Raw genomic sequence first — 11,648 nt, 5'->3', positions numbered from 1 at the left:
AAAGCCCGGTTGTTTGGTCACTGAGAAGCCTGCCTCCGTCAGCCCGTCCCGAACCAGTCTGGCCGCAGTGAAGGTGGCGTAGGTTGATTGCTCATGGCTTTTGGCTTTCAGGGTCTGGAACAGTTTGGGTTGCCACATATCCGGATTTTTGGCCGGGGCAAAGCCATCGAGAAACCAGGCGTCAACCTTCTCGTTGATATGAGGCAATGTGTCCAGCACATCACCAATCAAAATATGAAGACGGATGTGTTTGCCTGATGCGCGGTCTGAAAATTGCAGGTCGATATTTTCCTCACTCAATTGATAGGCGCTGATCATTCTGTTGGCCAGAGGTGTCAGCTCCTCAAACACATTGAGTGCTTTTTGCAGGTCATCCTGCTGGAGTGGATACTTCTCCGTGCTGATAAAGACCAGAGAGGTGTTATCAGGGGCCTTTTCCAGAAAGAGCTGCCAGGCACAGAGGAAGTTCAGACCAGTGCCAAAGCCGGTTTCGCCAATGGTGAACGTGGTACCGGGTACCAGTTGACGAAACCGCCCGGGGAGATGATTATGTTCCAGGAACACATGGCGTGTTTCGGCAATACCCGAGGCCCGGGAAAAGTAGACATCATTAAACCGGGTGGAGATTGGCAGGCCATTTTCCCACTGGATATCAGCAGTGATGGTGTGATTCGGATGGTTTGGTGGATGATTGGACACGGCTTTCTGTTTCAATATTCAATATCAGGCGAAAAGCTGCAAGCATAGTCAGTGCCGACTATCGGGTAAAGAACCATGAGCAAGGAGACTGCCCGAGAACAGTCTCCTGGTAGTGGCAGTGGTGCTCAAGGTTCTTTCTGACCATGTACCAGATCCGGGATAATATAATGGCGTCACGTTTTATTAAAAAAACTTTCTAGCCTTTGTTTTACCCTCGTATTATTAGTACAGCAGAGTTCCAGGAATCTTCTGAGCTCGTCTTTCATGGTCCTACTGCCCTGACCGATGCCAGCGGATGATTCCTGAAGGGCTTGATGAACAACATTATATTTTTCACCCATTTCTGGGGCTTCACGGGTTGGCCCATTGCGGTGCTTCCAGGCAAACCGGTTTCGAAAGTATTCTATTAATTCCAGCAGAGTTCGTGCATTCCGATCTCTGAAGGGCTCCAGCCTGTTCTTGAAGAAATTTATCGGTTCAAGTTTTGGTTTGTATGTTTCGTAGGCAACTCTGTGTATGGCACAATGCAGAGGGTCATGGGTAACAGGGGGCCAGCTTCGGCTCTGCGTTTGACCTAATGCTTCTATTAAACCGTACAGATCGATAGAGAAATTACGTGAATGGTCACTAAGTTCAGAATGATATAATTTCGCAACAGTAGCGCCGGGAATATCGTCGTAACGCAGTCCGGAAAACTTCAGATGGCCAGTGGCAGGCTGCTGAAGGCGCATATCCTTCTTTAAACCTGGCTGGTTATCTTTTATAAATTTTTTAACTCTTATCCCAGCGTCTGCCCTGCCGGATTTATCAATACCAGATAATAACTTTTCGAAAAAGGTCTTTATGACCCGGGCAGGCAGTAAATGTTGACAGTCTGTTGAAGCTTCATCCGACCTGGTGACATCGACAGAGCTTTGCTGGATTGGCTCCGGATGTTCGAGGATGAACTTTTGCTCGAGGAAGTGCAAGCACAGCACGATGGTGAGTTCACTGATTCTGGAATATGCATTTTTAGTAGCGAGAACATCGTGTTCATCAATGTATAGCTGGTGTATTTTTTGGCCTGTTTCCCGGATTTTTTGACTACTGTTGCTTTCCAGTGACGGCAGGTCGATAACTTCATGGAATATGTTCCAGAATGGGGCCTTTGCTGACGACATTGGTACGCAATAGCTTAATGTATCAGCCAGTTCTGAAAAGTTGGTATCGTAGGCCTCATTCAGCCTGAGTAAGCAACGCTTAAAGGTTGCAGGGAGGTTATCGCCTGAAACCAAATCTGTCCCCGGGTTATTGGCAATTGAAGTACAAGCGGAAGGAAGGCATGAGTAATCGGGGCCTGGTAGGTCGAGCAACGAATGAGTAGGCGGCAGTGAGGGTATATTTGAGGAACCGGCACCGATGTAGACAGTCCACCCTGAAAATTCTGTGGCGACAGGAGGTTCCTGAGGCCCTGACTGTTGTGGGCGTTGCGCAACGGCTGGTAGATTTCTGATAGACGTATCCATAACTAACTCTGATTTGTATTTATTTAATGCTGCTGGCATAGGGTAAGCAGCAGCGCTTGTGCGAATCATTGCGACTTATGTGACCACAGCAAAATATATTGGTTCCCACCGTGCCTGACTCCGGCATACACCATAAATATTCGATTCCTTATGGTTAGCCATATAGGTGAAGTCAGCGTTATCTGTGAGTGCTCCTTATTTTATTATCAGGCCTGCTGACGGTAGAATTGGCGCTTTTTCACTCAAGAGGCATGCCATGCGGTTGATACTGGCGCCGATGGAAGGCGTTATGGATCACGATATGCGGGATCTGCTCACCGGCATCAATACCTTCGATCTCTGTGTTACCGAGTTTGTCCGGGTAACAGATACGCTGTTGCCGAACCGGGTCTTTTATCGTACCTGTCCGGAGTTGTTGCAGGGGGCAAAAACTTCGAATGGTACACCTGTTCGTTTACAGCTGCTGGGCAGTCACCCGGAATATATGGCACTGAATGCCCAGCGTGCAGTGAAACTTGGCTCGCCCGGAGTGGACATTAACTTCGGCTGTCCGTCAAAAACGGTCAATAAAAACCGGGGCGGGGCAATTTTGCTGCGGGAGCCGGATCAGCTGTTCAGTATTGTCCGGGCGGTTCGGGAGGCTGTTCCGGCAGAGCTGCCGGTGACGGCTAAAATTCGCCTGGGTTATGAAGACAAGTCGTTATTCCTGGAAAACGCCCGTGCTATTGAACAGGCAGGCGCCTCGGAACTGGCGGTGCATGCCCGGACAAAGGCGGAGGGCTATCGGCCTCCGGCTCACTGGGAATACATTGGCAAAATTCGGGAAAACCTGGGGATTCCGGTGATCGCCAACGGCGAGATCTGGAATCATGAAGATGCCAGGCGCTGTATGGACGCTTCCGGCTGCACTGACCTGATGGTCGGGCGGCCTTCGCTGGTAACGCCGAATATCACAACCATGATTCGCGAATCCGTCAAGCCCATGAGCTGGTCTTCAGTGTTGCAGCTGATTCTGCAATTAAGCGACAGAGATCGTCAAAATGGCAAATGGCAATACCATCCTTCCCGTCTGAAGCAGTGGCTCAATTATCTGCGTAAAGCGTATCCGCAAGCCCAGAATCTGTTTGAGCGCATCCGCTCCCTCCGTGACGCTGATGGCATTGTGGAAATCCTCTGCTCTGACCTGGCAAGAGCGGCCTAGGACAGTCTTAAGTCCGACAGGCCCTAATAACGGATGGCCAATTTTATCGGTTGGCCAACTTTTATTGATTTACGTCGGTGAATTTTTTTCCGGACTGAGGCAACCTTCCTTTTGCGAGATGCTGTCGAAGGTAGTCCTGGGCTTCTTTTATAGACAACATAGTCCGGATGACTGATTGCTTATTACACAATGTTCAGTAGTATACTGACGCAGCCAGGAGGCGTAAGACAGCCAAGAGCCATGAACCTGTTCATGGAAATAATAATCAGCAATGGTTCCGGCAGGGCAGAACTGCCTGAGGGGATTGACCGGACCTGCAAGCCTGAAAAAAACAAAGGACTTACTTGATGAATCCATCGGACCTTATTTCAGAAGGTTCCAGCCTGATGCTCTTTGGAATGGGTTTTGTGTTCCTGTTTCTGACGCTATTGGTGCTGGCAACCAGCCTGATGTCAACAATCATCGATCGGTATTTTCAGGAACCGTTACCATCTGTAGCCAATCCCATTCCAGTGAATAGCCAGCCATCGTCATCCGATGATCAGGGTGAACTGATTGCTGTTATCAGTGCAGCCATTCAAATGCACAGAACAAAAAAAGCTCAAGCAGAAAAACGCCAATAACCGGGGGATAAAGAAGGGTTATGTCTGACGTACAAAAGCCATTAGCCAATAAAAAGCCGCTGGGTATTACCGATGTGGTGTTGAGGGATGCCCATCAGTCACTGTTTGCTACCCGTCTTCGCATTGAAGATATGTTGCCGATCGCAGAACAGCTGGATCAGATCGGCTACTGGTCTCTCGAAACCTGGGGTGGTGCCACCTTTGATGCCTGTATCCGCTTCCTGGGAGAAGACCCCTGGGAGCGGTTGCGCGAGCTGAAAAAAGCCATGCCCAGGACCCCTCAGCAGATGCTGTTAAGGGGACAGAATCTGCTGGGATACCGTCACTATGCTGACGATGTCGTGGATAAATTTGTTGAGCGTGCCGTTGCCAATGGTATGGATGTGTTCCGGGTATTTGATGCCATGAACGATCCCCGTAACCTGATGCAGGCAATGAAAGCGGTGAAGAAGCAGGGTGCTCATGCCCAGGGGACGATCTCTTACACCACCAGTCCGGTTCATACCATGGATAGCTGGGTCTCTCTGGCCAAAGAGATCGAGGATCTGGGTGCGGATTCTCTGTGCATTAAGGACATGTCCGGCATTATTACGCCGACTGACGTGTATGAGCTGGTTTCCCGATTAAAGCGAGAAACGGACCTGGAAATTCAGCTGCACTGCCATGCCACCTCCGGCCTTTCTTCCATGTCACTGCTCAAGGCCGTTGAAGCCGGTGTTGATCGTGTTGATACGGCCATCTCTTCCATGTCGATGACCTATGGACATTCGCCAACTGAGGCTATCGTTGCTGCATTGCAGGGGACTGAGCGTGATACCGGGCTTGATCTGCACAAGCTGGAAGAAGTGGCTGCTTACTTCCGGGTGGTCCGAAAAAAATACGCGAAGTTTGAAGGTCAACTCCGTGGCGTTGACTCCAGAATCCTTATTGCTCAGGTACCCGGTGGCATGCTGACCAATATGGAAAGTCAGCTGAAAGAGCAGGGGGCCAGTGATAAGTTTGATGAAGTGCTGCAGGAGATTCCAAGAGTTCGTGAAGACCTGGGGATGATTCCACTGGTCACGCCCACTTCCCAGATTGTTGGCACCCAGGCGGTTCTCAATGTACTGACCGGTGAGCGCTATAAAACCATCTCCAAAGAGACCCGGGGGATTTTAACAGGTGAGTACGGTGCTACACCGGCACCGTTTAACCAAAGTCTTCAGGACAGAGTGCTGGAGGGTAAGATAGCGATTACCTGTCGTCCGGCAGATCTGCTTGAAGCTGAATTTGAAGAACTGACTGCTGAACTCCATGGCCTGGCCAAAGAGAAGGGCATCAATCTGGCGGATCAGACCGTGGATGATGTTCTGACCTACGCCCTGTTCCCGCAGGTTGGTCTGAAGTTCCTGCAGAATCGCGGTAACCCTGATGCTTTCGAACCTGCTCCCGGGACCGAACCGGAAGTGAAGCCTGCTGCCCAGGCAACTTCCGTGGCTCCTCCAACGGAGGATTCTGTTTATACCGTTCGCGTTAATGGCAATGCCTATACCGTTCAGGTTTCAGAAGGTGGTGATGTTTCTTCCATGCTGGCTCCGGTTTCAGCGCCGACAGCCCAACCTGAAGCGACAACCACATCAGCCTCTGAAGGTGAGCCAATGCCCGCACCACTGGCCGGTAATATCTGGAAGGTGAATGTCATACCGGGGCAGCATATTCAAGAAGGTGATGTGTTGCTTATTCTTGAAGCCATGAAAATGGAAACGGAAGTTCGTGCCCCGCGTTCCGGACAGGTGACGTCGGTTGATGTGCGTGAAGGTGACAGTGTAGCGGTGGGTGATACCCTGCTTGCCCTGGCTTAATAAAAAGCGTTAGGGAGACCTCTTACAGAGGTCTCTCAAAGAGAAAAGTCTGGTCGAGAAATATGCCATGGAAAAGCTATTAACGCTCTGGGAGGGCTCCGGGTTATACAACCTTACCGCCGGAGAGTTCGTTATGATTCTGGTGGGCTTTGGGTTGCTGTATCTGGCCATCCGCAAGCAATTTGAGCCTCTACTGCTGGTACCTATTGGTTTTGGTGGAATTCTGGCCAATATTCCCCAGGCCGGTCTGGCGTTTTCCGCCATTGAGCAGGCGCTTCATATAGCTAACCCTGCACTGATGCAGGCGGTTGCCGAAGCGCTGGCCAGTGCTTCGGCTGCCCCGGATCAACTTTATACTTTATACCATGAAGCGAATGCGGCAACCCGGACTGTAGTGAGTCACATTATTGCTGATGCAGGGTACACGAACGGTGTCCTTTATCAGTTTTACAGTGTGGCTATTGGCAGCGGTGTTGCTCCTTTGGTGATCTTTATGGGGGTGGGTGCCATGACGGATTTTGGTCCGTTGCTCGCTAACCCGAAAACCCTGTTTCTGGGGGCTGCCGCTCAGTTTGGTATTTTTGCCACAGTGTTTGGCGCTATTGTATTGAGCTCTATGGGGCTGATGAATTTCAGCCTGGCGGATGCCGCTGCTATCGGTATTATTGGTGGTGCGGATGGTCCTACTGCGATCTATGTATCCAGCGTGCTTGCTCCCCACCTGCTGGGTGCCATTGCGGTGGCTGCTTACTCTTATATGGCTCTGGTTCCGCTGATTCAGCCGCCGATTATGAAAGCGCTGACCACGACAGAGGAACGCAGGATTGTCATGACACAGCTGCGATCAGTGAGCAAGACGGAAAAAATCGTTTTCCCGATCTTACTGCTGGTGCTGGTGGCCCTGTTATTACCCGATGCGGCTCCGCTGCTGGGGATGTTCTGTTTTGGTAACCTGATGAAAGAGTGTGGTGTGGTTGAGCGCCTGTCGGATACAGCGCAAAATGCGCTGATCAACATCACCACCATTTTCCTCGGGCTGTCGGTTGGTTCAAAACTGAGTGCTGACAAGTTTCTGCAAATGGAAACTCTGGGGATTCTGGCGTTGGGGATTGTGGCATTCTGTATCGGTACCGCCAGTGGTGTCCTGATGGCAAAACTGATGAATCGGGTGTCGTCTACCAAAGTGAATCCGTTGATTGGTTCAGCCGGGGTGTCAGCGGTACCCATGGCGGCCCGGGTCTCTAACAAAATGGGGCTTGAGGCCAATCCGCAGAACTTCCTGCTGATGCATGCCATGGGTCCCAATGTAGCGGGTGTTATTGGCTCAGCGGTAGCAGCGGGGGTGATGATTAAGTACCTGTCATGAATTTTTTCTGAAGATTATTACATGGTTTCAATGAGTTTGACGGGTTGTCGTGCCTCCGTACTACGTTCGTCCTAAGCCTGTCGAAGGACCCATAGGGCCTAAAGGCGGAAACTCCGGACTCTGATAGATCGTGCCAAGCACCCTTCGACTCCGCTCAGGGTGAACGGAGATTGTACACGTCAAACTCATTGAAACCATGTACTAGAACAATGCGATGATTTCGAGAGAAGTCATCGCATTTTTTTTTATTCAGTGAGAATATAGCGCTTTCCATTTTTATATTTTTTCGCAGAAAAAATAGAGAAGTACTTTATGATTTATAAAGAATACAGTGTCTCATCCAAGAAGCGCATTGCCCTGGTCGCTCATGATAATAAGAAAGGGGAATTGGTGCAGTGGAGTCTGCGCCATAAGGAAAAGCTGCAGGGTCATGATCTTTTTGCCACGGGTACCACAGGAAGTCTGCTGGAAAAAGAGCTGTCGATGCCGGTCACAAAGTTTATCAGTGGTCCGCTGGGTGGAGACCAGCAGATTGGTGCATTGATTTCTGAATGCAAACTGGATCTGCTGGTATTTTTCTGGGACCCGTTTGAGCCAATGCCTCATGATCCGGATGTTAAGGCATTGTTACGGATCGCAGCGGTGTGGAATATCCCGGTTGCCTGTAACCAGAGCTCGGCGGATTACATATTCTCGTCAGACTTGCTTGGACAATCTCATAACCGGCATATTCCGGATTATGACAGCTATCTACAGCAAAGAACGCTTTGATTTTATGGGTTCAAAAAGAGCACAAAGGCCTTGAAATAAGGGCCTTTGGCGAAAATAATCCGGGAAAGTAATGAATGGGTTCCGCTAGACAAGCTCCGCTGAATAAGCCTGGCTGGTAGTGTCAGTATTCAAAAACAATCAATATAAAACGGGTATTCAATAATCAGAGTTGTCGTTGCCGTCTCTGCTCATTGAGCCAATACCGAAGCCTGAAGGCCCGTACTGGCGGCGCTTTTTGTAGGTTACCTTGGGCTCGGCGCTGCTATGGCGGTCTTCAGGCGCAGCAGGCCTGCAGTTCATAGTGCCGCTGATGGCGCTGTTGTTACCAACGCTGTTACCACTGCGATAGCTTTGACCACCGGATGAAAACCTGCGGACAGGCTGCTTGGTAACCGATGGCTGAAAAACGGAAACAGGCGTCTGTTCATACAGGTCTCTTTCTGAGTCCCGGTCAGACAGCAGTTCACTGTTCTGGACAGAACCTTCCTGCATATTCAGGCGCATACGATAAGGGTGACCGTAGCCTCTACGGCGACGTGGCTTGTGGTCTTTTGGCTCAGGTGGCTTCAGGCCGGTGAACTGCTCATAAATGGTTGTGTAAATATATTTGCTCATAACTACCTCCTGTTCATCCTCTCCCAGAAACGGATAAAATGTCTTTATTTGGTTGACGATGTTAGACAAACCCATTTTCGGTATGAATAGGTAACACTACTTAAAACTCTCTGAATAAACGGCAACAAACGTTAACAGTATAATGTTAGTGTCGTTAATTGTTTTGAAAAACGAAACGAAATAGAATTAACAGAAACAAAGACTAGCATTCATAAAAATAGATCGTTGCTTGATTTCATAATTTTTTTGAATTTTGGACTATTGGTAATAACTAATTTTTGCTAATCAAGGGATAGTTAATAAAATATAAGAGGATATCTTTTTTTGTTAATTCCTGTGGAAATGTGTTTATGTTTTTTTATAGCCGGTAGGTATTAACACTGATGGCAGAATTGTCGTATATACGTTAATTTGACTGAAATTATTTCTTATTCACCGGGTTGGCCAGTTTTACACCTGCGGTATGACCACATAGATGTGATGATTTTTGTGATGATGTGTTATCGCAATGTCTGCGTCCCCGCAAGATAGGCAAACGATAAGCCGACAATGATTTACTTTCATTGATGCAGATCAAGTTGGTGTCGCCGCCAATCAATGCAGTCTGACTGACCCGGAGCAGCATCCCCAAAGAATTCTCCAACCTATCAGGAGCCTCTTAGTATGACTGTAACCACCAGCGAACTGCCAGCAGCATGGGAAGGATTCACTTCCGGCGACTGGTCTGAAAGCATCAACGTTCGTGACTTTATCCAGAAAAACTACACCCCTTACGAGGGTGACAGTTCCTTCCTGGCCGGTTCCACTGAAGCGACAGACAAACTGTGGGCTGATGTTATGGAAGGCATCAGAGAAGAGAACCGCACTCACGCCCCCCTGGATTTCGATACCGATCTGCCATCCACTATTACTTCTCACGACGCTGGCTACATCAATAAAGATCTGGAAACCATTGTTGGTCTGCAGACCGATAAGCCGCTGAAGCGTGGCATCATCGCCAACGGTGGCATTCGTATGGTTGAAACTTCCTGTGAAGTTTATGGCCGTAAACTGGATAACATGGTTAGCAAAATCTTCACTGAATATCGCAAGACGCACAACTCTGGTGTTTTCGATGTTTACACTGCGGACATTCGCAACTGTCGTAAGTCTGGCATAATTACCGGTTTGCCAGATGCTTATGGCCGTGGACGTATTATTGGTGACTACCGCCGAATCGCTCTGTACGGTATTGATCGTCTGATTGTTGACAAGAAAGCCCAGCACAAGTCTCTGGATGCGGCGCTGACTTCCGGCGAGGATCTTGAGCGTACCATCCAGCTGCGTGAAGAGGTCATGGAGCAGATCAAGGCGCTGATGCAGATCAAGGAGATGGGGGCCAAATACGGTTGCGATCTCGGTAACCCTGCTGCCTCTGCCCGTGAAGCGGTTCAGTGGACGTACTTTGGTTACCTGGCTGCGGTTAAGTCCCAGAATGGTGCGGCCATGTCTCTGGGACGTACGGCTACCTTCCTGGATATCTATATCCAGCGTGACCTGGAAGCAGGCAGAATCACTGAAACGGATGCCCAGGAACTGATCGATCACTACGTAATGAAGTTGCGTATGGTTCGCTTCCTGCGTACTCCTGAATACGATCAGCTGTTCTCTGGCGACCCGATCTGGGCTACTGAGGCTATCGGTGGTATGGGCCTTGATGGTCGTACACTGGTTACCAAAAACTCTTTCCGCCTCCTGAACACCATGTACACCATGGGACCATCACCAGAGCCAAATATCACGGTGTTGTGGTCTGAGCAGCTGCCGGTGTCTTTCAAAGAGTATTGCGCCAAAGTATCCATCGATACCAGCTCTATCCAGTACGAAAATGATGATCTGATGCGTACTGATATGAGCAGCGATGATTACGCCATCGCCTGCTGTGTGTCGCCAATGGTTGTTGGCAAGCAGATGCAGTTCTTCGGTGCCCGCGCCAACCTGGGTAAAACGCTGCTGTACGCCATCAATGGCGGTGTTGACGAGAAGCTGAAAATTCAGATTGGTCCAAAAACCGACAAGATCACGTCTGAATACCTGGATTACGACGATGTCTATGCACGTTTTGATACGCTCATGGATTGGCTGGCCAGCCAGTATGTGGCTGCCCTGAACTGTATTCATTACATGCACGACAAGTACTCTTACGAGGCCTCTCTGATGGCCCTGCATGACCGTGATGTTATTCGCACCATGGCCTGTGGTATTGCCGGATTATCCGTTGCTGCTGACTCTCTGTCGGCCATTAAATACGCCAAAGTCAAGCCGGTGCGTGATGAAGACGGCATTGCTATCGACTTCGAAATTGAAGGTGATTTTCCGAAGTTTGGTAACAACGAAGAGCGTGTAGATACGATTGCCTGTGAACTGGTTGAAACGTTCATGAAGAAAGTCGCTTCTCACACGATGTATCGCGATGCGATTCCAACCCAGTCCGTTCTGACCATTACCTCTAACGTGGTATACGGCAAGAAGACCGGTACTACGCCAGACGGACGCCGTGCAGGCCAGCCATTTGGCCCGGGTGCCAACCCAATGCATGGTCGTGACACCAGCGGTGCGGTTGCTTCCCTGAGTTCTGTTGCCAAGCTGCCATTTGCCTATGCGAAGGATGGTATTTCTTACACCTTCTCTATCGTACCAAAGGCGCTGGGCAAGGACGAAGAAAGCCAAAGCAGGAATCTGGTGGGTCTGATGGATGGCTACTTCCATCACGAGGAACATCGCGAGGGCGGTCAGCACCTGAACGTCAACGTTATGAACCGTGAAATGCTGGAAGATGCCATGGAGAACCCTGAGAAGTATCCTTCTCTGACCATTCGTGTCTCCGGTTATGCGGTGCGTTTCAACTCGCTGACACCAGAACAGCAGCGTGACGTTATCACCCGTACCTTTACTAGCTCGCTGTAATAGTAAATGTCAGGAGGCTGCCCGAGAATAGCGCCCGTAGCGAGGATGGCAGAAAATTGAGGATAAAAATTCCGTTTTGTG

General features: G+C 49.6%; 9 protein-coding genes. 6 read left to right on the top strand and 3 right to left on the bottom strand.

Annotated features, from left to right (window positions below):
- Positions 1–714 (bottom strand): tRNA (5-methylaminomethyl-2-thiouridine)(34)-methyltransferase MnmD (mnmD, locus tag ACO6V1_RS19590; RefSeq protein WP_422468123.1); only part of this gene is annotated, 714 nt, incomplete at its 3' end.
- A gap of 158 nt (positions 715–872) precedes the next feature.
- Positions 873–2,204 carry a hypothetical protein gene (locus tag ACO6V1_RS19585; protein WP_422468121.1) on the bottom strand — a complete coding sequence of 444 codons (1,332 nt, stop codon included), beginning with the start codon at positions 2,202–2,204 and terminating at the stop codon, positions 873–875.
- A 256-nt stretch (positions 2,205–2,460) separates the two neighbouring features.
- Between ACO6V1_RS19585 and ACO6V1_RS19580 the strand changes: the two genes are divergently transcribed.
- The 5 genes from ACO6V1_RS19580 to ACO6V1_RS19560 all read left to right on the top strand — a co-directional run bounded on the left by ACO6V1_RS19580 (position 2,461) and on the right by ACO6V1_RS19560 (position 8,006).
- On the top strand, positions 2,461–3,405 hold the full coding sequence (locus ACO6V1_RS19580) for a tRNA-dihydrouridine synthase (protein WP_422445850.1): 945 nt from the start codon (positions 2,461–2,463) through the stop codon (positions 3,403–3,405).
- Between the two features lie 347 nt (positions 3,406–3,752).
- Positions 3,753–4,028, top strand: a complete 276-nt coding sequence (locus tag ACO6V1_RS19575; RefSeq protein WP_422445848.1) for an OadG family protein — start codon at positions 3,753–3,755, stop codon at positions 4,026–4,028.
- Positions 4,029–4,048: 20 nt separating this feature from the next.
- Positions 4,049–5,869, top strand: coding sequence for a sodium-extruding oxaloacetate decarboxylase subunit alpha (gene oadA / locus ACO6V1_RS19570; RefSeq protein ID WP_422445846.1), 1,821 nt, complete (start codon positions 4,049–4,051; stop codon positions 5,867–5,869).
- Positions 5,870–5,936: 67 nt separating this feature from the next.
- On the top strand, positions 5,937–7,235 hold the full coding sequence (locus tag ACO6V1_RS19565) for a sodium ion-translocating decarboxylase subunit beta (RefSeq protein ID WP_422468119.1): 1,299 nt from the start codon (positions 5,937–5,939) through the stop codon (positions 7,233–7,235).
- A gap of 312 nt (positions 7,236–7,547) precedes the next feature.
- Positions 7,548–8,006, top strand: coding sequence for a methylglyoxal synthase (locus ACO6V1_RS19560; protein ID WP_269674774.1), 459 nt, complete (start codon positions 7,548–7,550; stop codon positions 8,004–8,006).
- A gap of 156 nt (positions 8,007–8,162) precedes the next feature.
- On the opposite strand, the gene ACO6V1_RS19555 is transcribed toward ACO6V1_RS19560, so the two are convergent.
- Positions 8,163–8,621: a hypothetical protein gene (locus ACO6V1_RS19555; protein ID WP_422445842.1), complete on the bottom strand. Its 459-nt coding sequence runs from the start codon at positions 8,619–8,621 to the stop codon at positions 8,163–8,165.
- 663 nt (positions 8,622–9,284) lie between these two features.
- On the opposite strand from ACO6V1_RS19555, the gene pflB reads away from it, so the two are divergent.
- Entirely contained in the window at positions 9,285–11,567 is a 2,283-nt protein-coding gene (pflB, locus tag ACO6V1_RS19550) for a formate C-acetyltransferase (RefSeq protein WP_422461679.1), read from the top strand.
- Positions 11,568–11,648: the final 81 nt, after the last annotated feature.

Origin of the sequence: Endozoicomonas sp. ALC013 (genome assembly GCF_049310205.1) — a bacterium.
Taxonomy (GTDB): domain Bacteria; phylum Pseudomonadota; class Gammaproteobacteria; order Pseudomonadales; family Endozoicomonadaceae; genus Endozoicomonas.
Note: the sequence above shows the minus strand (reverse complement) of the source record. Positions and strands in the feature narration are given on the sequence as shown.